We start from the raw sequence: 24,409 nt of genomic DNA, 5'->3' as shown, positions 1-24,409 counted from the left end.
GGCCGACGCCCCGGCCGGTTTACGATTACCGGGTCGGTCGGCGGTCGCGCCCGGCGAAGCTGACGAGGCTTTCTGCGCCGGTCGCCGACAAAGCGGACACGCCGACGAAATTGTCGTCCACCGGCACCTGCGTCAGGACAGTCCCGGTCCCGGTAACGTCGCGGGTTTCCGCCCAGCTCTGCGCATCGTTGCGACGCCACCGCACGCGGTAACCCGCAGCGCCCGGTACCGCAGTCCACTTCACCGTCGTGTCGCGGGACAATGCCCCGGCGATCGACACGTCTTCGGGTGCCGCGGGGGCGCTGGCGATCCGCGACAGCGTCGCGACGTTTATCGCGGTCACCTTGGCGAGGTACGGAAAGTCCATGCCCTCGATCGTGTCGCCGTAGACCACGCCCTTTTCGGTGCGCAGGTCCTGATGCTGGCGATCCCAATTCTCGGCCGCGACCGAGAACCGCACCGCGGGGTAGCCGAGCTTCAGGAAAGGCTCGTGATCCCCGCCACGACCGAATCGGTCCGGCCGACGGTCGATCATCACGTCGAGGCCACCGGGAATGTCGCGCGCGATACCGTCGATCGCCTTGGCCAGCGCGCGGCTGGGCCCGTCATCCTCGCCGCCCTCGGCCCGACGGCCCTGTTGCGCGACCAGATCCTCCGACGCGCGAATGCCTTCGGAGAACACCCGGACCTTGTCGGCGACGCGTACGCCGCCCTGCCCGACCGTGTTGCCGACGATATCGTTGTTGAGCATCGCCGACACCTGCCAGCCGCGCGCCTTGGCGGTATCGGCGAGCAGTTCTGCGCCCCACAGGCCCTGTTCCTCGCCCGAAAACACAGCGTAGACGATCGTCGCATCGAACTGGCGCTGCGACAGCAGTCGCGCTGCCTCCAGCACCAGAGCAACGCCGGAGGCATTGTCGTTGGCGCCGGGCGCATCCGAGGTAACGTTCATCACGTCGGTGACGCGGCTGTCGATATGCGCGCCGACGATCACGACGCGATTCGGATCGCGGCCCTTCTGGATACCGAGCACATCCTCGACCACCACGCCGGTCGGTGCGCGTGGTCCGGTAAAGCGGCGCGAGATGCGATCGACGGTGATACAACCGCCACACGTCGCGGCGATCTCCTGGAAACGGCTGGCGGCCCAGTTCCGGGCGGCACCGATACCGCGTTTCGGGTCGGTCGTGATCGAGGCGGTATGGCGTGTGCCGAAACCGACCATAGAGGTCACGTCCGCCTTCAGGCGAACAGCCGACGGAGCAGGATAAGGGGCGGCGGCGGCAAGAAGCAGCGGGACGGCAAGGATAGGCATGCGCGGATCGTGGCCTGATCTCGTGCCGCGCTCAAGAGGGTAGCGTGACAATCGTCTCCGGCGGGCAATTTTGTGTGCCGACAAGATGTTATCCAAAATGAACCGATCAAATGTTTGAGACTTTTTAAGTCAACCGCTATTACATGATCGGTAGTGCGAGGACCTAAGATGATCATTGGCCATTCTGTTTCGGACGGCGACGGCGTAATCCTGGCGATAGACGAACCGGTCGCTACGGTGCTGCAACGCACGCAGAAACAGCTTGTAGGCCTGTCCTATCTATCGATTACGCACCCCGACGACGTCGCGCGAAATCTGAGCCACGTTGCCGCATTGCAACCCAATGGCAATTCAGCTCGCATCCGGAAGCGCTATATCGGCGGCGGCGGCGACATCATCACGCTCGAAGTCCAGGTTTCGCGGCTCGGCAACGGCCAGTCGGGTAGACTTATCGGCACGTTGTGCACAACACCTACCCTGGCCGAGCATATCGGTGGCGACGGCATGCCGCATCATCTTTGGCGCCGAGCCAATGACTTACTGAGTGTCATCCGTGCTCGCGACACCGTGCTCGGCTCGGACCTGTTCGCCGATCATGCCTGGACCGCGTTGCTGATCGTTTACGTAGCCGAAGCCGAAAGCCGGATCGCCAGCGTCGACATGGTTGCCGACCAGTTACGCCTGTCGCGGTCGACGCTTGGTCGCTGGATTCGCGTGTTGCAGGCCAAATCCCTGATCGAACCGCCGGATACCAATCGCGATGCGCTGCAACTGACCCAGACTGGGATCGACAGCGTCGAGCGTTTGCTCGCGACGCAACCTGCGATGGCCGTTAATTGACGCTTGCCGCCATCAACTGAGCCGGTCGATCGCCTCCCGCGTCAGCGATCCGGGGATGATCATGACCGGCACTGGCAGCGCACCCGCGTCGGTCCCCGCGAAATGCGCGATAAGTTCGCCCGGCGCGCCGGTCGCCGCGGCGCCGAGAACCAACGCCGCGATATCGGGGTTCGCCGCGATCATCTCGCGGATGATCTTCGCGCTTTCCCCATCGCGCACCGTGATCGAGGGACGCAGGCCGGACTCTTCCAGCAACGTCCCTGCTGCCCCCGCGACCAATCCCTCGGCATGCAGTCGCGCTTCTTCCTCGATCGTCGCCTGGACGCCGCCGAACGCGATGAACTCCTGCGGCGGGATCACCGTGAGGATCTCGACCCCGCCGCCGGTCTTCACCGCACGCCGGGCCGCGAAACGCAACGCGATCCCAGCTTCCGGACTGTCGTCGATAACCACCAGATAAATGCGCATTTTCGCCCCCGTTATGGGACGTAGGTGGCCCGAAGCCGCGCACGACGCAAGACCACGCACTTGTGCCGACGGGGTTGACCCGAGCGGACGAGGGCGCGAGTAGGCATGCCGTTACGTCACGCCCTGGGGAAATCCATGTCGATCGAGATCAAGATGCCTGCGCTGTCCCCGACCATGGAGGAGGGTACCCTCGCCAAATGGTTGATCAAGGAGGGTGACGTCGTGAAATCCGGCGACCTGATGGCCGAGATCGAGACCGACAAGGCGACGATGGAATTCGAAGCCGTCGACGAAGGCACCGTGGTCAAGATCCTCGTCGCCGAGGGTACCGACAACGTGAAGGTCGGCACCGTCATCGCGATCATCGCCGAAGAGGGCGAGGACGCGTCTTCGGTCTCGTCTGCGCCAACCAAGAGCGAGACGCCCGAGCCGGCCGCGAAGGAATCGGAAGCGAAGCCCGATCCGACGGACCCGAACAAGACCGGGACCGAGGCCAAGCCGGTCGAGCGCACCGAAGCTTCGGCCGAGGATCATGGCCGTCCCGACGACGCTGGTTCGGCCAAGCCTGCCGCCAGCGGAGACCGCGTGAAGGCGAGCCCGCTCGCGCGCCGTCTCGCCGCCGACAAGGGCATCGATCTCGGCGCCGTATCCGGCTCCGGCCCCAAGGGTCGTATCGTCAAGGCCGACGTCGAGAGCGCAAAGCCGGGTGCCGCATCTGCTGCTGCGAAGACCGAAGCTGCCGCGCCGACGACTGCCGCCGCTGCTCCCGCGCCTGCCGCGAAGCCTGCGACCGTGCCGGAGATCCCGCACGAGGCGACCAAGCTCAGCAACGTGCGGAAGACGATCGCGCGTCGCCTGACCGAGTCGAAGCAGACCGTCCCGCACATCTACCTCACCGTGAACGTCCGTCTCGACGCGCTGCTCAAGCTGCGCGGCGAGCTGAACAAGAGCCTCGAGTCGCGCGGCGTGAAGCTTTCGGTCAACGACCTGCTGATCAAGGCGCAGGCCGTCGCGCTCATGCAGGTCCCGAGCTGCAACGTGATGTTCACGCCAGACCAGCTGATCACCTTCCAGCGTGCCGACATCTCGGTCGCGGTGAGCACGCCGTCGGGGCTGATTACGCCGATCATCGTCGGTGCGGACACCGCATCGCTGTCGTCGATCTCGAGGCAGATGAAGGATCTCGCGGGCCGTGCGCGCGACGGCAAGCTGAAGCCTGAGGAATATCAGGGCGGTACCGCCTCGATCAGCAACATGGGCATGTTCGGCATCACGCAGTTCGATGCGGTCATCAATCCTCCGCAGGCGATGATCCTCGCGGTCGGCGCGGGCGAGAAGCGTCCGGTCGTGATCGGTGACGAACTGGCGGTCGCGACGGTCATGTCGGCCACCGGCAGCTTCGATCACCGCGCGATCGACGGGGCCGACGGCGCGCAGTTCATGAAGGCGTTCAAGCACCTCGTCGAGAACCCGCTGGGCATGCTGGCGTAAGCGAAGGCATGACCGTCGCCCCCCTCCCCTCCACGCCGTTCGTGCTGAGCGAAGTCGAAGCAGGTGAGTCTCACACCCTTCGACATCGCTCAGGGCGAACGGGGGTGTGCGGTTCCAATTCACTATGACAAAGACGACGATCGAGATCCTGCACATCCTCGGCGGGCTCGTGGCGGCGGTGGCGATGACCTGGGCGGCGGCATGGTCCTACCCGCTTGGGCAGGACGTGATCTGGTCTTGCGGGGCCGCGGCGATGGTCGCGACCGTGCTGATGGGCGTGGGACCGTTGCGCCGCGCCCGGCGGCTCGACCGAACGACCCGCAGGAGCGAAGCATGACCGACCTGCCCCCCAACAAAGCGCCGACGATCCGCGTCACCGCAATGCCCGCCGACGCCAACCCGTATGGCGACATCTTCGGCGGCTGGCTGATGGGCCAGATGGATCTCGCGGCCGGCTCGGTCGCGTCTCGGCGTAGCGGCGGCCGTGCCGTCACGATTGCGGCGGACGCGATGAAGTTCCACATGCCGGTGGTCGTCGGCGACGAAGTATCCGTCTACGCCGAACTGATCACGGTCGGCCGCACGTCGATGACGATCGAGGTCGAGGCCTGGCGCCGCGCGCGTCACAGCAACGACAGCTGCAAGGTGACCCAGGCTCGCTTCATCTTCGTGGCGGTCGGCGACGATCGCAAACCGCGGCCCGTGCCGCCCGAAACCAACTGATTTTCAAAGGACTCTACCGTGGCTGATACCTATGATCTCGTCATCCTCGGCTCGGGCCCCGGCGGCTACGTCGCCGCTATCCGTGCGTCGCAACTCGGCCTGAAGGTCGCGATCGTCGAGCGCGAGCGGCTGGGCGGCATCTGCCTCAACTGGGGCTGCATCCCGACCAAGGCACTGCTGCGCACGTCGGAAATCTATCACTACATGCAGAACGCCGAGAGCTATGGCCTCAAGGCGGACAATGTCGGCTTCGACCTCGCCAAGATCGTCGACCGCTCGCGGAAAGTCGCGGGCCAGCTGAACGCGGGCGTGAAGGGCCTGATGAAGAAGAACAAGGTGACCGTTGTCGAAGGCGTCGGCACCGTGACCGCTAAGGGCAAGCTGTCGGTCAAGCAGGGCGACAAGACGGTCGAGCTGGAAGCCAAGAACATCATCGTCGCGACCGGCGCCCGCGCGCGCGACCTGCCGTTCGCCAAGGCCGATGGCGAGCGGATCTGGACCTACCGCCATGCGATGGTGCCGACCGAGATGCCGACCAAGCTGCTGGTCATCGGCTCGGGCGCGATCGGCGTCGAGTTCGCCAGCTTCTACAACGACATGGGTGCCGACGTGACGATCGTCGAGATGCTCCCGCGGATCCTCCCCGTCGAGGACGAGGAAGTCTCCGCGTTCATGGACAAGGCGCTGACCAAGCAGGGTATCAAGCTGCTGACCCAGACCGGGCTCGAAGGGCTTGTCCCCTCGGCGAACGGCGTCACCGCCAAGATCAAGGCGAAGGACGGCAAGGTTTCGGAAGAGACCTTTAGCCACGCGATCATCGCGATCGGGATCGTGCCCAACACCGAGAATATCGGGCTGGAGGCTTTGGGCGTCGAGACCGACCGCGGCCACATCAAGACCGACGGCTATGGCCGCACCAACGTCGACGGCATCTGGGCGATTGGCGACGTCACCGGCGCGCCGTGGCTCGCGCACAAGGCGAGCCATGAGGGCATCATCGCGGTCGAGAAGATCGCCGGCGGCTCGCCGCACCAGATGGACAAGGCCAACATCCCCGGCTGCACCTATTCGCGCCCGCAGGTGGCGTCGGTGGGCATGACCGAGGCGAAGGCGAAGGAAGCCGGGTACGAGCTGAAGGTCGGCAAGTTCCCCTTCATCGGCAACGGCAAGGCGATCGCGCTAGGCGAGGCCGAGGGCTTCGTGAAGACGGTGTTCGACGCGAAGACCGGCGAACTGCTCGGCGCGCACATGGTCGGCGCGGAAGTGACCGAGCTGATCCAGGGCTATGTCGTCGCACGCCAGCTCGAGACGACCGAAGCCGAGCTGATGGAGACGGTGTTCGCACATCCGACGCTGTCCGAGATGATGCACGAGAGCGTGCTGGCGGCGTACGGCCGCGCGATCCACTACTGATCTTCTGATCCTCCCCCGCCAGGGGGAGGTGGCGCCGAAGGCGTCGGAGGGGGAGGACACAGATTAGGCGTGGTCGCTCTCCTCCCCCTCCGTCTGGCAACTGCCAGCCACCTCCCGCTGGCGGGGGAGGATTTGAAGTTGGTACGCCGCGCTTTTCCGTCATCCTGACGAAAGTCAGGATCCAGGATACCGCCCGCAGCCCTTTGTAACTCTGGATCCTGACTTTCGTCAGGATGACGACGTGTGATGGCAGGCATGCTAGCGGCCCTGTACCAGCGATATCCGGCCGATCGACCGATCCGGGCAAACTATCCCGTTTCGGCCCCATCTCTCTTGACCGTCGCGCGTGACGCACCGAAAGGTCGCGCCAGCCATCAGATCGGGCTGGAAGGATCTCGCGGCTAAGACCTCAACGTGCAGGACCCGCGAATGTCGATCGAACCTGCCGCTCGCCCCCAACAGCGCTACATCGCCATAGCCGCAGCCGCGCTGTGCATCGCCTCGCTCGCGCTGTTCTGGCCGGGTACCGCGATGTACGATACTGTCGCGCAATATCGGCAGGTCCTGTCGGGGGCGTACGACGACTGGCATCCGCCGGCGATGGCGCGCGTCTGGGCGCTGCTCGCGGCGTTCGGCCCCGGCGCGACGCCGATGCTGGTCCTGCAACTCGCCACATACTGGCTAGGCCTCGGGTTGATCGCGGCCGCGCTAGCCCGGCTCGGGCGTTCCCGCAGCGCTGTGGCAATCCTCGCGATCGGCCTCATCCCGCCCTTCCTCGGCTGGCAGGGCGTCGTGCTCAAGGACGCGCAACTCGCCGGTGCACTGCTCGCCGCAGTCGGGATCATCGGCTGGTGGCGGCTTGCGCGCCGTCCGCTGCCCGGTGCGATGTTGGTTCCGGTGGCGCTGCTGCTCGCCTACGCCGTGCTTGTCCGCGCGAACGCCGTCTTCATCGTCGTCCCCCTGCTCGTGACCCTCGCCCCGCGCCCGATCCACCCTGTAGCAAAGCTTGCAACCGGCCTCATTGCAGTGGTGCTCGTGCTTGGCATCGCGCCTGTCATGAACCACCGCCTGCTCCGCGCGCAACCTAGCGGCGTCGAGGCTACGCAGGCGCTCTACGACCTTGCCGGCATCGCCGCGCGCGTCCCGACGAGCGACACCACCGGCCTCACGCAGTCAGAGGCGGCGACCGTGGTCGCCCGGGGTTGCGCGAAGCCGTTCTTTTGGGATCCGCTCGGCGACGAGGCACATTGCGGGACGACGATGGCGCGGCTGCGCGCGCTGCCGACCGGGGCGCTGTACGTCGCGCTTGCGTCGGCGGCGCTGCATCATCCGATCGCCTATGCCGGACACCGCCTCGCGCACCTGAACTCGACCGACCGCTGGTTGGTCCCGTTCCACTGGCCGAGCGCAGCACCGCCTGCCGCGTCCGAGCCGAACACGCTCGGGCTCGCCAATCCCGGCGTCGGCGCACGCGCGTGGGAGGCACTGACCGCGGTCGTCGTCGAGACGCCGCTCGGCTGGCCGATCGCCTGGATCGTCGTCGCGATCGCCGCGCTTGCCGTGAGCCTGTCGCGTCCACGCGATTCGGTCCGCGATCTAGCCACTGCGTTGCTCGTGTCCGCACTGGCGCTCGAGGCGAGCTTCGCGGTCCTGAGCATCGCGTCCGACCTGCGCTATCACTTGTGGCCGATGATCGCGACCGCGGTGGCGGCCGTACTGCTCGCCGATCGCCCGCCGCCTCGAAATATACTCGCGATCGGCCTGAGCGTACTCGTTCTAGTCGTTGCTAGCGGCATTGCGGCACGCGTCATGCTGCCTCAGCCACCGCAGACCTACGCAGGCATGCTCGGCTGAGGGCCCGCAAGCCGCAGGTCAGCGCCGCCGGCGCACCGTCCGGCGCGGACGGGACACAGTGTCGTAATATTCGGTCGTGGTGGTGGTCGTGGTCACCGGCACGGATTGCACGATCACGGTCGTCGAACCGGCAGGATACGCCTGACCACTGGTCGTCGTCACCGTCGTAACGCCGTCGGGCGATGTCCAGGTGCCGCCCGGTGCCACGGTATAGCGACCGGGTTGCGAGTATCCGGCATCATAGGACGGCTGTGGTGGCGGATAGTCGGCCGCATAGGACGGCGCGGCATAGTCCGGGGCATAGTCCGGGGCATAATTGTCCGCATCCGCTACGTAGGCAGGCGGCGGTGCATAGCCGGCGCCATAACCCCGAACCGGTGGCGGCGGTGCTCGGCGACCGCGATCTTCGGCCTTGTCGATCGCATAGCCGGCCGCGGCACCGACTCCTGCACCGATCAACGTCCCGCCGAGGCGATTGCCACGGCCGCCGATGACGTTGCCGGCGACGCCGCCCGCGACCGCGCCAATCGCGGCGCCACCCAGACCCGTGTCACGGCGTGGCGCCGGACGATCTGCGTTGGGCTGGACGTAGCCGCGGTCGCTCGGGCTCGCATAGACATTGTCGTTGCGCGCATAGGCGCGTGGATCGACTGCGACATAGCCGCCACCGCCGGCCCGATCCCAGTCGATGTCGCTTGTCGTGTCGTAGACCGACCCGCGCGCGTCGATCAGCACGGCGTCGTCATAGTAGCGCGCCCAGTTATAGCCCTGCGGTGGCTGTGCGAGGCCGTAGTTCGACCAGTCGCCGACGTAGAAACGCGGTGCATTCCAATAGGCGGGCACGGCCCAGCCGCGATGCGGGCGGCGATAGCCGGCCCAGCCGCCGGGGGCATTGGCACCCGCCCACCAGCGCCCGCCGATCTTGCTGCCCCAGCGCGAGGACCGCGGCGCAGCGACCGGCCGGGTCGGCGCCTGCACGACGGGCATCTGCGCGGCGATCGGACCAGGACGGCCGGGACGGGCCATCGGCGCCTGCATCGCAGTGCCAGGGGCGGGATAGCTTGCGCCGGGACGTTGCGCGTCCGCGACACCGCCTGCCAACACCAGCCCCGCGCTCGCGATCAAAAGCCTCCGCATGTCCGTCTCCCTGGTTTGCCACCCGATCCAGCGCAAACGCCGGATATCTTACCGCGTTGCTTACCAAGTGTGCGGGGGAGTCGCCAGAAGGCGTGCTGTCCCGAAACGGGGCGCGTCGGACCGGTCTTAGATCAACCGCTCGGCGAGCAATGCCGCCAGCGCCTCGCACCCTGCCGCGTCCTCGGCATCGAACCGCGCGGGTTCGGGGCTGTCGAGGTCGAGCACTGCGATCAGCATGCCGTCCTTCGTCACCGGCACCACCAGTTCGGAGCGGCTGGCGGCATCGCAGGCGATGTGGCCGGGGAAGGCATGGACGTCCTCGACCAGTTGCGTCTTCAGCGTCGCGGCGGCGGCCCCGCAGACGCCCTTGCCGACCGGGATGCGGATGCAGGCGACCTTGCCCTGGAACGGGCCGAGCACGAGTTCGCCCCCCTGCGCATCGGGCACCAGCCGGTAGAACCCCGCCCAGTTAAGGTCGGGGAGATACTCCCACACGAGCGCGGCTGCGTTGGCCATGTTGGCGATCGGGTCGGTCTCGTCCGCGGTCAGCGCGTCGAGTGCGGCGAGCAGGTCGCGGTAGAGATCGGCCTTGGTGCCGGCGGCGATATCGAACTGGTACATCTGTCTTCCTTGATTGAGAGGCAGCTAACGCTCCCCCAAATCCGTCACCCAGCAGAAGCTGGGGTGACGCAGCGGCAATGTGGCGATCCTCCCCCGCCAGGGGGAGGTGGCGCCGCAGGCGACGGAGGGGGAGGACACGGAACACCCGACATCGCGTGCCTCCCCCTCCGTCTGGCTAGCGCCAGCCACCTCCCCCTGGCGGGGGAGGATTGCGAGGTTACCGAGACGCTCATAGGCATGGCCCGCTCAGTCGTCGCGGACCTTGCCGCGCCCCGCCTTCACCCCGCTGCGCACCTTCTTCGTATCGACCCGCCGCGCCTTCGCCGCCTTGGACGGCTTGGTCGCGCGGCGTGCCTTGGGGACGATCGTCGCCTCCTTGATCAGCGCGACCAGCCGCTCGCGGACTTCCTGGCGGTTGAGCAGTTGCGACCGCGAGCCTTCGCTCCGCAGCACCAGCACGCCGTCACGCGTGAGACGCGATCCGGCGAGCACGGCGATGCGGTTTTTCACCGCCAGCGGCAGGCCGGGTGAGAGGCCGACGTCGAAGCGCAGGATCACCGCGCTATCGGTTGTGTTGACGTGCTGGCCGCCGGGACCACCCGAGCGCGTCGTGCTCTCGATCAGCTCGCTGTCGTCGATCGAGATCGATCGCGTGATCGGGATCGCGACCATCAGCCCCTGCCCTCAGCCCGCTCAGTCGTCGGTAGAGTCGGGCGTCGTGACTTCGGCAACCGGTGCGGCATTGGCAACCGAAGTCGCTTCGTCCGCGAAACCGGCCTTGGCGAACCGCTCGGGCAGCGGCGCTTCGGCGAGCACGTCGGGCTTGCCCGGGCGCGGCACGATCAGGCGTTGCGCGTGGAGCATCATGCCGAGCCCGTCCGCCTTGCCGTAGACGCCGTCGCCGACCACCGGCGCACCGAGGCCGCTCGCGGCGTGGACGCGGATCTGGTGCGTGCGGCCGGTCTCGGGCAGGAACTCGACGAGCGAACGCCCGTCCTTGATCTCCAGCACGCGCCAGTTGGTGCGTGACTTCTTGCCCTCGGGGTCCTCGACCATCCGCCAGCCGGTCTCGGCCGTGCTGACCTTGCCGAGCGCCATCTCGATCAGGCCGGACGTGCCCTCGACAACGCCATCGAGCAGCGCGACGTAGCGCTTCGACACGAGGCCCTGCTCGAACGCCTGCTGCAACCGAGCATGCGCCTTGGGGTTGCGCGAGAGGAGGAGACAGCCGCTCGTGTCGCGGTCGAGCCGGTGCACCGCCTTCGGCCAGCGCTGGAAGCCGAACTTCAGGCTTTCAAGATGATTTTCGAGGCTCAGCGAGCCATCGCGGGGCGGATCGACCGGCAGCCCTGCGGGCTTGTCGATCACCAGGGCCTCGCCGTCGAGGAAGAGTACGCGTTCACCATGCATGGCGCCGCCCTTGCCATCATTAGCGCCTGCGTGCCAGAGCCCGCGTCGATGTTGCACCGCACGCTGGCCCTCGCGCTCCTGTTCGCCCCCACGATCGCGGAAGCACAATTGTGCGAGGGGCAGAGCGCGGCGATCGCGCCGGACGGTCGCGCGTTCGGGCATTTGCCGTACGGCGACGCGCCCGAGAGCGAACTGGTGACGCTGCCGTCGGCGTATTCGGTGGGCAATCCTTGCGTGGTACGCGCCGACATATTGCCCGACCTGTTGCGGCTGTTCGCGGCGGCGCAGGGCGATCCGTCGGTGATGGGCCAGCTTCGTGCGCTGTCGTGCCAGCGGTCGATCGCGCGCCAACGCAGCGTCTTCTGTCGCGGCGAAACGAGCAGTCCGGCCGACCGCGCGATCTCGGTCGCGCCGCCGGGGTATAGCGAGCATTCGACCGGCTACGCGCTGGATTTCGCGGTGCGTCCGGCGAACGGGTGTCCCGATGCGGAGGCGTGCATGGCTGCGACTCCTGCCGCACGTTGGCTGCGGCTGAACGCGCCGCGGTTCGGGTTCGAGCAGAGCTTTCCCGGTGGGAACAAGCAGCATGTGAAGTGGGAGCCGTGGCATTGGCGCTGGGTCGGCGCGAGCGAGAGTGCGCCGGGGGCAGCAAAGGCGCGGTTCGTGTTTGCGCGGGCTCGGCGGGAGTATCCGGCGGATCCGGGGGTTTTGCCGCTGGTGGTGAAGGTTACCGTGCAACCGCCGGTGCCGGTGGCGCCGGTGGTGGTCGTGCCTTCGAAGAAGAAGCGGCGGTAACGCTCTTCCGATCCTCCCCCTGGCGGGGGCGGATCGAGTCAATTCATTGCCGCAACTCAGTGCACCCCCTGCCCTTGAGTAGCACCACCCCGGCGGAGGCCGGGGCCCAGTTGGAGAACGTTGCTGACGACAGGCAGCGCTTCGTTACTGCGACCTTTCCGACTGGGCCCCGGCCTTCGCCGGGGTGGTAGCTTTGTTGGGGAGGAGACTGGGAATGCGTTCGGATTGGCTGCCCCACCCTCCTCAGTGCAGCACCAGCCCACCCGGACGCACCACGCCATCGCGCAACGCGTGGTCGTACAGAAGCTCGGTCTCCAGCTTCACCTGATGCGCCAACCGATCGAGCATCGACTCCGCCTGCACGCCGAACGCAGCCCAGTCCTTGGGCGAAATCGTCGGCAGCCAGCGGCCGATGAACGCCTTCCAGTCCGAGCGGAGGATGTCGAGGTCCTCTTCCATCATCGCGATCGCATCGGCCGAGCAATGCGCCTCCATCGCCACGACGGTGCGATCGATGACCTCGTCCTCGACGCCAAGGTGATCGGCGACTGTAACGGCAAGTTCGATCAGCTTGCGCGAGGCGAGCGCGCTCTGGGTGCTCGGTTGCCTAGCGAGCAGGACGAGATCGGCGCACTGCCCGGCGATCTTCTCGTGATCGTCGATCAGCCGTGTCCAGTTCGCGCGATCCTGGTCGGATACTGTCCGCACTGCGATCCTGTCGTTCATGACGCCGCCTACTCCTTGCGAGGGCCACCCGGTGATACTGGAAATACGCATTACATCGTGTCAGGGATGCAGATAGCGTCGGCCAGCACCTGGTATCTATAGTATTTCCGGCAGAGCGACCGTGTCGAAACGACCGTTTGACGCGGGCCCCTTTGACATCACGCCGTGCCGCGCCTATATCCGCCTTTCACCACAGCATCCGGGAAATGACATGCCGTCGCGCAGCGTGTCGATCGTATTGGATACCGAGGTTTCATACGCTGAGAGCCGCCGCACCTGATGCGCGCGGCCTTTTTGCGTGAACGTGCGTCCCGCTCGGGGGTTCCCGAGCACGAATTTTCGGCTGACCCGATCAGTTTTTATAGGGCAAAATAAACCTATGGCATCCAAGGCGATCGAACACGGCACTGCAAAGCGCCGTATCCGCAAGGTTTTCGGCAACATCCACGAAGTCGTGCAGATGCCGAACCTGATCGAAGTCCAGCGCGAGAGCTACGAGCAGTTCCTGCGCTCCGACAAGTCGATCGGTCACGTTTCGGGTCTCGAGAAGACGCTGCGCAGCGTGTTCCCGATCCAGGATTTCGCCGGCACCGCCTATCTCGATTTCGACGACTACGTCCTTGAGCCACCGAAGTTCGACGTCGAGGAATGCCGCCAGCGCGGGATCACCTACGCCGCGCCGATGCGCGTCACGCTGCGTCTGACCGCGTTCGAGGTCGATCCCGATACCGAGGCCAAGTCGGTCATCGATATCAAGGAGCAGGACGTGTACATGGGCGACATGCCGCTCATGACCGAGAACGGCACGTTCTTCATCAACGGCACCGAGCGCGTCATCGTCAGCCAGATGCACCGTTCGCCGGGCGTGCTATTCGATCACGATCGCGGCAAGACGCACGCATCGGGCAAGTACCTGTTCGCAGCGCGCGTGATCCCGTATCGCGGTTCGTGGCTCGATTTCGAATTCGACGCGAAGGACATCGTCAACGTCCGCATCGATCGCAAGCGCAAGCTGCCCGTCACGGCGCTGCTCTACGCGCTCGGCATGACGTCGGAAGAGATCCTCAACTATTTCTACAACCGCGTGACGTTCGTCCGCGGCCAGGGTGGCTGGATCGTTCCGTTCCAGGTCGAGAACTGGCGTGGCCAGAAGCCGATGTTCGACATCGTCGATGCGAAGACCGGCGAAGTCGTGTTCCCGAACGGCCAGAAGATCAGCCCACGCGCTGCCAACAAGGCGTTCAAGGATGGTCTCACCGACCTGCTGATCCCGACCGAGGAAATCTTCGGCCGCTATTCGGCATATGACCTGATCGACGAGTCGACCGGCCGTATCTACATCGAAGCCGGTGACGAAGTGACCGCCGAGAACCTCGAACTGCTCGACCAGGCAGGCATCGAGCGCCTCGACCTGCTCGACATCGATCACGTCGCAACGGGTCCGTGGATCCGCAACACGCTCAAGGTCGACAAGGCCGAGGAGCGCGAGCAGGCGCTCAGCGACATTTACCGCGTGATGCGTCCCGGCGAGCCGCCGACGCTGGAGACGGCCGAGGCATTGTTCTCGGGTCTGTTCTTCGATCCGGACCGCTACGACCTGTCGGCCGTTGGTCGCGTGAAGCTCAACATGCGTCTCGACCTCGACGTCGAAGACACTGTGACGACGCTGCGCACCGAGGACATTCTCGAGGTCATCAAGACGCTCGTGAACCTCAAGGACGGCAAGGGCGAAATCGACGATATCGACAACCTCGGTAACCGTCGTGTCCGTTCGGTCGGCGAGCTGCTCGAGAACCAGTACCGCGTCGGCCTGCTCCGCATGGAGCGCGCCGTGAAGGAGCGCATGTCGTCGGTCGACGTCTCGACCGTCATGCCGAACGACCTGATCAACGCGAAGCCTGCGGTTGCCGCGGTCCGCGAATTCTTCGGCTCGTCGCAGCTGTCGCAGTTCATGGATCAGACCAACCCGCTGTCGGAAGTCACCCACAAGCGTCGCGTGTCGGCACTTGGACCAGGTGGTCTGACGCGTGAGCGCGCCGGCTTCGAAGTCCGCGACGTTCATCCGACGCATTATGGCCGCATCTGCCCGATCGAGACGCCGGAAGGCCCGAACATCGGTCTGATCAACAGCCTCGCGTCGTTCAGCCGCGTCAACAAGTACGGCTTCATCGAGACGCCATACCGCAAGGTCGTCGACCACAAAGTAACCGACGACGTCGTGTACCTGTCGGCGATGGAAGAGGCCAAGCACACGATCGCGCAGGCTAACGCCGAGCTCGATTCGTCGAACGGCTTCGTCGAGGAGCTGGTGTCGTCGCGTCAGGCTGGCGAATTCCTGATGGCGCTGCCCGACAACATCACGCTGATGGACGTCAGCCCCAAGCAGCTCGTCTCGGTCGCCGCATCGCTCATTCCGTTCCTGGAAAACGATGACGCCAACCGCGCACTGATGGGCTCGAACATGCAGCGTCAGGCCGTGCCGCTCGTCCAGGCCGAGGCGCCGTTCGTCGGCACCGGCATGGAAGAGACGGTTGCGCGTGACTCGGGTGCAGCAATCTCGGCCAAGCGCGCGGGCATCGTCGACCAGGTCGACGCGGCGCGTATCGTGATCCGGGCGACCGGCGAGATCGATGCCGGCAAGTCGGGCGTCGACATCTACACGCTGATGAAGTTCCAGCGCTCGAACCAGTCGACCTGCATCAACCAGCGTCCGCTGGTGAAGGTGGGCGATGCGGTTCGTGCAGGCGACGTGCTCGCCGACGGCCCGTCGACCGAGTTCGGCGAGCTGGCGCTGGGTCGCAACAGCCTCGTCGCGTTCATGCCGTGGAACGGCTACAACTACGAGGATTCGATCCTGATCTCCGAGCGGATCGTGAAGGACGACGTGTTCACGTCGATCCATATCGACGAGTTCGAGGTGATGGCTCGCGACACGAAGCTTGGGCCAGAGGACATCACGCGCGACATCCCGAACGTCGGCGAGGAAGCGCTTCGCAACCTCGACGAAGCGGGCATCGTATACATCGGTGCAGAGGTCGAGCCGGGCGATATCCTCGCCGGCAAGATCACGCCGAAGGGTGAATCGCCGATGACGCCGGAGGAGAAGCTTCTCCGTGCGATCTTCGGCGAGAAGGCCAGCGACGTACGCGATACGTCGCTTCGCCTGCCGCCGGGCGTGTCGGGTACGGTCGTCGACGTTCGCGTCTTCAACCGTCACGGCATCGACAAGGACGAGCGCGCGATGGCGATCGAGCGCGAGGAGATCGAGCGCTTGAAGAAGGATTCGGACGACGAGCGTTCGATCCTGAACCGTGCGACCTGGTCGCGTCTTCGCGAGATGCTGCTCGACCAGACCGCCACCTCGGCGCCGAAGGGCGTCAAGAAGGGCGTCGTGATCGACATGGATCTGCTCGACAGCGTCGACCGCCACGAGTGGTGGAAGTTCGCGGTCGCCGACGACAAGGTCCAGAGCGATCTGGAAGCGGTCAAGATCCAGTATGACGATGCAGCCAAGCTGATCACGGACAAGTTCCACGATCGTCGCGAGAAGCTGGAGCGTGGTGACGAGCTGTCGCCGGGCGTGCTGAAGATGGTCAAGGTGTTCGTCGCGGTGAAGCGCAAGCTGCAGCCGGGCGACAAGATGGCCGGCCGTCACGGCAACAAGGGCGTCATCAGCCGCATTCTGCCGGCGGAGGACATGCCGTTCCTCGCCGACGGTACGCCGGTCGATATCGTGCTCAACCCGCTGGGCGTGCCGTCGCGCATGAACGTCGGGCAGATTTTTGAGACGCATCTGGGCTGGGCCGCACGTGGCCTGGGTCAGTCGATCACCGCGGCTCTCGAGACGTGGCGCGAAGAGAATCCGGACGCCAAGCCGGGTGCGATGCCCGAGGCGGTCCGCGATCGCCTCAAGACGGTGTACGGCGAGCAGTATCACGCCGAGATCGACGCCCGCACGGGTGACGAGATCGTCGAGCTGGCCAAGAACCTGAAGGGCGGCGTGCCGATGGCGACGCCGGTGTTCGATGGTGCCCGCGAAGCCGATGTCTCGGCGATGCTGGCGCTGGCGGGCCTCGACACGTCGGGTCAGTCGGACCTGTTCGACGGCCGCACCGGCGATCAGTTCGATCGCAAGGTGACGGTGGGCTACATCTACATGCTGAAGCTCCACCATCTGGTTGACGACAAGATCCACGCACGGTCGATCGGGCCGTACTCGCTGGTCACGCAGCAGCCGCTCGGTGGTAAGGCGCAGTTCGGTGGGCAGCGCTTCGGCGAGATGGAGGTCTGGGCGCTCCAGGCCTACGGCGCGGCGTACACCTTGCAGGAAATGCTGACGGTGAAGTCGGACGACGTGGTCGGCCGCACCAAGGTCTACGAGGCGATCGTCAAGGGCGACGACACGTTCGAGGCCGGCATCCCGGAGAGCTTCAACGTGCTCGTCAAGGAAATGCGCTCGCTCGGCCTGAATGTGGACCTGAAGCAGTCGGAGCCTGGCTTCGACAGCGACGGCATCCAGATCGCGGCGGAGTAGTTCCTTTGCCCTCCCCTCCCGCTCGCGGGAGGGGACCGAGGGGTGGGCTCCCGGCCGGCAGCGAAGCGCGACGTCGATGCCGGGCGCCCACCCCCTCCCAGCCTGAAGAGGCTGGGCCCCTCCCCCTCCCGCACGCGGTAGGGGGGAAGATTTTTCCTAAGGACAGCTCATGAACGAGATGACCCCCTTCGCCAATCCGGTCGCCAAGACCGAGACGTTCGACCAGATCCAGATCGGCATCGCGTCCCCGGACAAGATCCGTTCGTGGTCGTTCGGCGAGATCAAGAAGCCCGAGACCATCAACTATCGCACGTTCAAGCCCGAGCGTGACGGCCTGTTCTGCGCGCGCATCTTCGGTCCGATCAAGGACTACGAGTGCCTGTGCGGCAAGTACAAGCGCATGAAGTACAAGGGCATCGTCTGCGAGAAGTGCGGCGTCGAGGTTACCGTCTCGAAGGTCCGCCGCGAACGAATGGGCCATATCGAGCTCGCCGCCCCGGTCGCGCACATCTGGTTCCTGAAGTCGCTGCCATCGCGCATCGGCCTGCTGCTCGACATGCAGCTGAAGCAGCTCGAGCGCGTGCTGTACTTCGAGGCGTACATCGTCATCGAGCCGGGCCTGACCCCGCTCGAGAAGTACCAGCTGATGACCGAGGACGAGCTCCTCGACGCGCAGGACCAGTATGGCGAGGACGCGTTCTCGGCCGGTATCGGTGCCGAAGCGGTCCGCATCATGCTCGAATCGCTCGACCTCGTCGGTGAGCGTACCGCGCTGCTCGAAGAGCTCGCGGTCACCAAGTCCGAGCTGAAGCCCAAGAAGATCATCAAGCGCCTGAAGGTCGTCGAGAGCTTCATCGATTCGGGCAACCGCCCGGAGTGGATGATCCTCGAGGTCGTTCCGGTCATCCCGCCCGAGCTGCGCCCGCTGGTGCCGCTGGACGGTGGCCGTTTCGCGACGTCGGATCTGAACGATCTGTATCGCCGCGTGATCAACCGCAATAATCGTCTCAAGCGTTTGATGGAGCTTCGTGCGCCGGACATCATCGTCCGCAACGAGAAGCGCATGCTCCAGGAGGCCGTCGACGCATTGTTCGACAATGGTCGCCGCGGTCGCACGATCACGGGTGCCAACAAGCGTCCGCTGAAGTCGCTGTCCGACATGCTCAAGGGCAAGCAGGGCCGCTTCCGTCAGAATCTGCTCGGCAAGCGCGTCGACTATTCGGGTCGTTCGGTCATCGTGACCGGGCCTGAGCTGAAGCTGCACCAGTGCGGCCTGCCGAAGAAGATGGCGCTCGAGCTGTTCAAGCCGTTCATCTACGCACGTCTCGATGCGAAGGGTCTGTCGATGACCCTGAAGCAGGCGAAGAAGTGGGTCGAGAAGGAGCGCAAGGAAGTCTGGGACATCCTGGACGAGGTGATCCGCGAGCATCCGGTCATGCTGAACCGTGCGCCGACGCTTCACCGTCTCGGCATCCAGGCGTTCGAGCCGGTTCTGATCGAGGGCAAGGCGATCCAGCTTCACCCGCTGGTCTGCTCCGCGTTCAACGCCGATTTCGACGGCGATCAGATGGCCGTGCACGTCCCGCTGAGCCTCGAGGCCCAGCTCGAAGCGCGCGTCCTGATGATGTCGACGAACAACATCCTGTCGCCCGCCAACGGCAAGCCGATCATCGTTCCGTCGCAGGATATGGTCCTCGGTCTCTATTATCTGTCGATGATGAAGGAGAACGAGCCGGGCCAGGGGATGCTGCTCGGTGACATGGCCGAAGTGCACCAGGCGCTGAACGCCCAGGCGGTCACGCTGCACACCAAGGTCATCAGCCGCGTTCCGCAGACCGATGAGAAGGGCAAGCAGTACCTCAAGCGGTACGAGACGACCCCGGGCCGCATGCTGCTCGGCGAGTGCCTGCCGCACAGTCACAAGGTGCCGTTCGACACCGTCAACCGCCTCCTCACCAAGAAGGACGTGGGCGACGTGATCGACGAGGTCTATCGTCACACCGGCCAGAAGGAGACCGTGCTGTTCGCCGACGCGATCATGTCGCTCGGCTTCCGTCACGCGTTCCGTGCCGGCATCTCGTTCGGCAAGGACGACATGATCATTCCGGACGCCAAGGTTGGTCTGGTCGACGACACCAAGGCGCTCGTGAAGGACTTCGAGCAGCAGTATCAGGACGGCCTGATCACGCAGCAGGAGAAGTACAACAAGGTGATCGACGCCTGGAGCCGTTGCGGCGACCAGGTCGCGAACGCCATGATGGACGAGATCCGTGCGGTGAAGGTCGACGAGGAGACCGGCCGTGAAAAGCCGATCAACTCGATCTACATGATGGCCCACTCGGGTGCTCGTGGTTCGCAGGCGCAGATCAAGCAGCTTGCCGGCATGCGTGGCCTCATGGCCAAGCCGTCGGGCGAGATCATCGAAACGCCGATCATCTCGAACTTCAAGGAAGGCCTGACCGTCCTTGAGTACTTCAACTCGACCCACGGCGCTCGCAAGGGCCTCGCGGATACGGCGTTGAAGACCGCGAACTCGGGCTACCTGACCCGTCGTCTGGTCGACGTGTCGCAGGATTGCGTCATCATCGAACCGGATTGCGGCACGACCCGCGCTCTGGAGATGAAGGCCATTCTTCAGGGTGGTTCGACGATCGCAAGCCTCGGCGAGCGCATCCTCGGTCGTACGACCGCGGAGGACATCGTCGATCCGAAGACCGGCAAGGTCGTCATCCCGTCGGGCACGCTGCTCGACGAGCCGATGATCACGACGATCGAAGGCCTCGGCACGCAGTCGTGCAAGATCCGCAGCCCACTGGTCTGCGAGTCGAAGATCGGCGTCTGCGGCAAGTGCTACGGGCGCGATCTCGCCCGCGGTACGCCGGTCAACATCGGTGAAGCTGTCGGCGTCATCGCCGCGCAGTCGATCGGTGAGCCCGGCACGCAGCTGACGATGCGTACGTTCCACATCGGTGGTGCGGCGCAGCTCAACGAAACGTCGAACCTCGAGGCGCATGCCGACGGTACGGTGCAGTTCCGCGATCTGCGTATCATCGTCGACCAGCGTGGCCGTCGCGTGGTGCTCAGCCGCTCGGGCGAAATCGCGATCGTCGACATGGACGGCCGCGAGCTCTCAGTCGATCGCATCCCCTACGGTGCGTACGTGCTGTTCGACGATGGTCACATCGTGTCGCGCGGCGATCGGATGGCCGAGTGGGATCCGTTCACCATGCCGGTGATCACGGAGAACCCTGGCACGATCAAGTATGTCGACCTGATCGAGGGCAAGACGCTCACCGAGCAGACCGACGAAGCCACGGGCATCGCCCAGCGCGTCGTGATCGAATATCGTGCGGCGACCAAGTCGAAGGAGGATCTGCGTCCGCGCATGACCTTGCTCGACGAGACGTCGGGCGAGACCGGTCGTTACATGCTGGCGATCGGCGCGACCTTGTCGGTCGAGGATGGCGCACAGGTGTTCGGCGGCGACGTCGTGGCCCGCGTCAGCCGCGAGAGCGCCAAGACTCGCGACATCACCGGTGGTCTGCCGCGTGTTGCCGAGCTGTTCGAGGCACGTATCCCCAAGGACTCGGCGATCATCGCCAAGATCTCGGGCCGCGTCGTGTTCGGCAAGGACTATAAGGCGAAGCGCAAGATCGGCATCCAGCCCGAGGATGGCGGCGACGTCGTCGAGTATCTGGTGCCGAAGTCGAAGGTGATCGACGTCCAGGAAGGCGATTACGTCAAGCGCGGCGACAACCTGATCGGCGGCTCGCCCGATCCGCACGACATCCTCGAGACGATGGGCATCGAACCCCTCGCCGAGTATCTCGTGTCGGAAATCCAGGAGGTCTATCGTCTCCAGGGCGTGAAGATCAACGACAAGCACATCGAGACGATCGTTCGTCAGATGCTGCAGAAGGTCGAGATCACCGACGGCGGCGACACCACGCTGCTGAAGGGCGAGCAGGTCGATCGCGAGGAAATGGACGCGACCAACGAGAAGCTCGAGAAGAAGCAGACCCGCGCACAGGGCAAGCCCATCCTGCTCGGCATCACCAAGGCGTCGCTGCAGACCCGCAGCTTCATCTCGGCGGCATCGTTCCAGGAGACCACCCGCGTCCTCACCGAGGCAGCGGTCCAGGGTAAGCAGGACATGCTGATGGGCCTGAAGGAGAACGTGATCGTCGGCCGGCTCATCCCGGCAGGCACCGGTGCAGGCCTCAACCGCCTGCGTGTCGTGGCCAACAGCCGCGACGCCGCGATGCGCGTCCAGCAGCGCAAGATGGCGGAGGTGTCGATCGTGGCACCGATGTCGGCTGCCGACGAGCACGCCGCCGAACTCGCGCGCTCGCCGCGTGATGCAGGCGGCACGGGTGAGGATCCGCTCGCAGCAGTCGTCACCTCGGGCACCGGCACCGACGCGGATGCCGGCGAGTATCTGAACGAGACCGAGTAATCGGTTTCGTCAGACGCCTTGCGCGCTGACTAAGAATAAGGCCGCCGTCCGGGATACCGGGCGGCGGCCTTTTTCGTTTTGGGGCGGAGCGATCCCCGTTTCGGACGCATTCGAATGGATCGCCAAACCGCTACCGCGTCACCGGATCGTGAGAAATGGTGGCATCAGCCAGACGCGAGGCGCATTAAATTCTGCTTGAAGGCAGCGACCGAACTTCCTGGTTGCCCGGCTGAAGCGAAATTGACGGTTCTGCACCCGCTAGACCGGTCAAATCAGCGTTCGTCTTCCGCCTCGCGGGCCAACGTCGCGCTCTCACGTTTCAGCGGGCGTGAAACCGGGCAAACCTCTTGGACAAAGCCGTTGAGCGTATTCGCGAGGCTTTCCGGCACAAGCCGGTAGAAGACGAACTGACCACGCTTCTCGCTGACGACCAGGCCAGCCGCTTCCAGGATTGATAAGTGCTGCGAAATCGATGGTTTCGACATGGCGAAACGCGAGGCGATGTCACCCGCGCTTAGTTCCGCATGGGCAAGATAGGCAAGGATTTTACGTCGCACGGATGACGACAAGGCTTCGAATACACGCTGCATGACACAGCATTTAGGCAATGAGCTAAGCATTGACAAATCGAACTCTTCAATTAGGCATATACCTAATTACCGAAGGATGATCGATGGCCTGTCTGTCTACCGCCCGCATGACCGCCTTGCCGCTCAGCAATGCCCGGCAGGGTGAAGTACGATGGGCGCCGATGCGCTCGCTCTGGATCGGCGGCATGATATGCTGCACGCTGTTGCTGGCGCCACTATACGTCACGCCGGGGGCGGTGTTGCTCTGGCTCGGCACCTCGGCGGTCACGCTCTGCCTCGGTCATTCGATTGGGTTGCACAGGCTGCTGATCCACCGCAGTCTCGACGCGCCACGCTGGTTCGAACGAGTGCTAGCCTACCTGGGCACGTTGGTCGGTATGGCCGGGCCGCTCGGTATGGTGCGGATGCACGACACACGGGACTGGGCGCAACGGCAGGCGGAATGCCACGATCTGCATGCACATCGGGCATCGTTGCTGCGCGACGCCTGGTGGCAAATGCATTGTCGACTCGATCTCACGCACCCGCCTCGCTTCGAACTTGAGCCACGCCTGCGTGACGATGGCGTGCTGCGTCTCCTCGAACGCACATGGATGGCGCAACAGCTCCCATGGGCACTGCTGTTTCTGTGGGCGGGTGGGCTACCCTGGCTGATCTGGGGCGTACCGGTGCGTATCGCGGTCGGCGTCACGGGCCACTGGCTGGTCGGCCACATCACGCATCGTAATGGTCCCCAGGGATGGAGCATCGATGGCGTTGCCGTTCAAGGGCATGACCTGCCCGCTGCGGCGCTCATCACGTTTGGCGAAGCCTGGCATGGTAATCACCATGCATGGCCTGAGTCTGCCCGACTCGGTCTTGAACCAGGGCAACACGATCCTGGCTGGTGGGTGCTGCTGGCGCTGCGGCGAACGGGACTGGTGTCCGGGTTGAAGGAACCTTGGATGCTGGTGCCGAGGGACGGATTGCGCCGAGTTGACCTTGACTGATGATCGGTCGCAGGCAGCGCGCGGTGATGCATTCCCGTAAGCGCGTCGGTCGTGCCGAAGGCAGGATGGCAACCGGTATCCAAGCAGGACACGCGGGTTCTTTCGCTACCTCTCATGCGCTAGCGCTCGCGGCGACGCCGATCCCGGCGCATGAAGTCTTCGTCACATGGCGGCGAGCGGTTGCCGAGCAGGTGTCACGCGGCTAGGCGGGCTGCCGATGCGGTCGGCGTACCATCCTTCGTCGATCGAGACGCGCGGTTCGACCCGACGGCGCAGCGGCGCGTTCGTGCTGACCGTCATCGCGCATGTCCTGATCCTGCTGCTGCTGCTGCGACTGGCGCCATCGGTGACCTCGAAGCCCGAGGAACGCCGCGAGCCGGTCACCTTCCAGATCGCCCCCGATCAGACTGCGCCTACGCCCGAGAAGCGTACGCCGTCGCCGACCAAGCAGAAGCGTGCCAGCGGTGGTTCGCCGCAGCGCGCGGCACCAAGGGTCCCGTCCGCACAGGCGCCTCCTGCCCCGCCGAAGTCGCCGCCACCGTTGCCGATCAAGATGCTCGGCGGGATGGAGATGTTCGATGCGGCCGATATCTCCAAGATGCCGTCGCACCCCGACGACCAGCTCGCCGGCGGGGACGGTGGCAGCGGTGCGGGCAAGGGCAAGGACAGCGGTTCGGCCTACGGCCCCGGCGAAGGCCCGGGTGGCGAGCGGCTGTACAAGGTCGAATGGTATCGTCGCCCGACCGACGCCGAACTCAACGGTTACCTGAAGAGCGCCCCGCCGCCGAACAGCTGGGCGAAGATCGCCTGCCGGATGATCGCGAATTACCAGGTCGAGAATTGCCGAGCGCTCAGCGAGTCGCCGGTTGGTTCGGGGCTCGCGCGCGCGATGCGGCAGGCTGCGTGGCAGTTTCGGGTTCGGCCGCCGCGCGTTGGCGGGAAGCAGATCCTCGGCGGATGGGTGGAAATCGATATCGAGTTCAATTCCGGCAAGGCAGCGGACTAGGCAAGACTATAATTCTCCCCCGCCAGGGGGAGGTGGCACCG

The 24,409-nt window shown here is 65.1% G+C and carries 19 protein-coding genes; 11 read left to right on the top strand and 8 right to left on the bottom strand.

What is annotated here, in order from left to right; genetic code table 11:
• Nucleotides 1–25: 25 nt before the first annotated feature.
• Nucleotides 26–1,315 carry a M20/M25/M40 family metallo-hydrolase gene (locus AC1ME3_RS10790; RefSeq protein WP_480953140.1) on the bottom strand — a complete coding sequence of 430 codons (1,290 nt, stop codon included), beginning with the start codon at nt 1,313–1,315 and terminating at the stop codon, nt 26–28.
• A gap of 168 nt (nt 1,316–1,483) precedes the next feature.
• On the opposite strand from AC1ME3_RS10790, the gene AC1ME3_RS10785 reads away from it, so the two are divergent.
• Nucleotides 1,484–2,155 (top strand): PAS domain-containing protein, encoded by a 672-nt coding sequence (locus AC1ME3_RS10785; protein WP_480953139.1) that lies wholly within the window; start codon nt 1,484–1,486, stop codon nt 2,153–2,155.
• A 12-nt stretch (nt 2,156–2,167) separates the two neighbouring features.
• Here AC1ME3_RS10785 and AC1ME3_RS10780 read toward each other — a convergent pair whose 3' ends face one another.
• The gene (locus tag AC1ME3_RS10780; protein ID WP_480953138.1) at nt 2,168–2,623 is read right to left on the bottom strand and encodes a universal stress protein; all 456 of its coding nucleotides are present in this window, start codon (nt 2,621–2,623) and stop codon (nt 2,168–2,170) included.
• 135 nt (nt 2,624–2,758) lie between these two features.
• Between AC1ME3_RS10780 and AC1ME3_RS10775 the strand changes: the two genes are divergently transcribed.
• The 5 genes from AC1ME3_RS10775 (at nt 2,759) to AC1ME3_RS10755 (ending at nt 8,104) form a co-directional block, all read left to right on the top strand.
• Nucleotides 2,759–4,114: a pyruvate dehydrogenase complex dihydrolipoamide acetyltransferase gene (locus AC1ME3_RS10775; RefSeq protein WP_480953137.1), complete on the top strand. Its 1,356-nt coding sequence runs from the start codon at nt 2,759–2,761 to the stop codon at nt 4,112–4,114.
• A gap of 124 nt (nt 4,115–4,238) precedes the next feature.
• Nucleotides 4,239–4,451, top strand: a complete 213-nt coding sequence (locus AC1ME3_RS10770) for a hypothetical protein (protein ID WP_480953136.1) — start codon at nt 4,239–4,241, stop codon at nt 4,449–4,451.
• On the top strand, nt 4,448–4,837 hold the full coding sequence (locus AC1ME3_RS10765; protein WP_480953135.1) for an acyl-CoA thioesterase: 390 nt from the start codon (nt 4,448–4,450) through the stop codon (nt 4,835–4,837). The genes AC1ME3_RS10770 and AC1ME3_RS10765 overlap by 4 nt, the downstream gene beginning before the upstream one ends.
• A gap of 18 nt (nt 4,838–4,855) precedes the next feature.
• A complete protein-coding gene (gene lpdA / locus AC1ME3_RS10760; RefSeq protein ID WP_480953134.1) occupies nt 4,856–6,250 on the top strand; it encodes a dihydrolipoyl dehydrogenase in 1,395 nt (464 codons plus the stop codon).
• A 429-nt stretch (nt 6,251–6,679) separates the two neighbouring features.
• Complete coding sequence (locus AC1ME3_RS10755) at nt 6,680–8,104, top strand: hypothetical protein (RefSeq protein ID WP_480953133.1); 1,425 nt, start codon at nt 6,680–6,682, stop codon at nt 8,102–8,104.
• Between the two features lie 18 nt (nt 8,105–8,122).
• On the opposite strand, the gene AC1ME3_RS10750 is transcribed toward AC1ME3_RS10755, so the two are convergent.
• From AC1ME3_RS10750 to AC1ME3_RS10735, 4 genes are all read right to left on the bottom strand, one after another.
• Nucleotides 8,123–9,241 (bottom strand): RcnB family protein, encoded by a 1,119-nt coding sequence (locus AC1ME3_RS10750; RefSeq protein WP_480953132.1) that lies wholly within the window; start codon nt 9,239–9,241, stop codon nt 8,123–8,125.
• A gap of 126 nt (nt 9,242–9,367) precedes the next feature.
• Nucleotides 9,368–9,862, bottom strand: a complete 495-nt coding sequence (locus AC1ME3_RS10745; protein ID WP_480953131.1) for a GAF domain-containing protein — start codon at nt 9,860–9,862, stop codon at nt 9,368–9,370.
• A 246-nt stretch (nt 9,863–10,108) separates the two neighbouring features.
• Nucleotides 10,109–10,534 (bottom strand): alternative ribosome rescue aminoacyl-tRNA hydrolase ArfB, encoded by a 426-nt coding sequence (arfB, locus tag AC1ME3_RS10740; RefSeq protein WP_093399511.1) that lies wholly within the window; start codon nt 10,532–10,534, stop codon nt 10,109–10,111.
• A 21-nt stretch (nt 10,535–10,555) separates the two neighbouring features.
• Nucleotides 10,556–11,272, bottom strand: coding sequence for an RluA family pseudouridine synthase (locus tag AC1ME3_RS10735; RefSeq protein ID WP_480953130.1), 717 nt, complete (start codon nt 11,270–11,272; stop codon nt 10,556–10,558).
• A gap of 48 nt (nt 11,273–11,320) precedes the next feature.
• Here AC1ME3_RS10735 and AC1ME3_RS10730 point away from each other — a divergent pair, with 48 nt between their 5' ends.
• The gene (locus AC1ME3_RS10730) at nt 11,321–12,067 is read left to right on the top strand and encodes a M15 family metallopeptidase (RefSeq protein WP_480953129.1); all 747 of its coding nucleotides are present in this window, start codon (nt 11,321–11,323) and stop codon (nt 12,065–12,067) included.
• 243 nt (nt 12,068–12,310) lie between these two features.
• Here the strand turns inward: AC1ME3_RS10730 and AC1ME3_RS10725 are convergent, their stop codons facing one another.
• Complete coding sequence (locus tag AC1ME3_RS10725) at nt 12,311–12,793, bottom strand: hemerythrin domain-containing protein (protein WP_480953128.1); 483 nt, start codon at nt 12,791–12,793, stop codon at nt 12,311–12,313.
• 379 nt (nt 12,794–13,172) lie between these two features.
• Here AC1ME3_RS10725 and rpoB point away from each other — a divergent pair, with 379 nt between their 5' ends.
• Nucleotides 13,173–17,327 carry a DNA-directed RNA polymerase subunit beta gene (gene rpoB / locus AC1ME3_RS10720; protein WP_056051380.1) on the top strand — a complete coding sequence of 1,385 codons (4,155 nt, stop codon included), beginning with the start codon at nt 13,173–13,175 and terminating at the stop codon, nt 17,325–17,327.
• Nucleotides 17,328–17,496: 169 nt separating this feature from the next.
• On the top strand, nt 17,497–21,783 hold the full coding sequence (gene rpoC, locus AC1ME3_RS10715; protein ID WP_056060318.1) for a DNA-directed RNA polymerase subunit beta': 4,287 nt from the start codon (nt 17,497–17,499) through the stop codon (nt 21,781–21,783).
• A 272-nt stretch (nt 21,784–22,055) separates the two neighbouring features.
• Here rpoC and AC1ME3_RS10710 read toward each other — a convergent pair whose 3' ends face one another.
• The gene (locus tag AC1ME3_RS10710) at nt 22,056–22,373 is read right to left on the bottom strand and encodes a metalloregulator ArsR/SmtB family transcription factor (RefSeq protein WP_480953127.1); all 318 of its coding nucleotides are present in this window, start codon (nt 22,371–22,373) and stop codon (nt 22,056–22,058) included.
• 107 nt (nt 22,374–22,480) lie between these two features.
• Here AC1ME3_RS10710 and AC1ME3_RS10705 point away from each other — a divergent pair, with 107 nt between their 5' ends.
• Both AC1ME3_RS10705 and AC1ME3_RS10700 read left to right on the top strand, forming a co-directional pair.
• The gene (locus AC1ME3_RS10705) at nt 22,481–23,362 is read left to right on the top strand and encodes an acyl-CoA desaturase (RefSeq protein ID WP_480953126.1); all 882 of its coding nucleotides are present in this window, start codon (nt 22,481–22,483) and stop codon (nt 23,360–23,362) included.
• Between the two features lie 217 nt (nt 23,363–23,579).
• Nucleotides 23,580–24,368: a hypothetical protein gene (locus AC1ME3_RS10700; RefSeq protein ID WP_480953125.1), complete on the top strand. Its 789-nt coding sequence runs from the start codon at nt 23,580–23,582 to the stop codon at nt 24,366–24,368.
• The last annotated feature ends 41 nt before the right edge of the window (nt 24,369–24,409 follow it).

Source organism: Sphingomonas sp. BL2, assembly GCF_056680015.1.
This window is presented reverse-complemented; position numbering and strand designations above follow the sequence as displayed.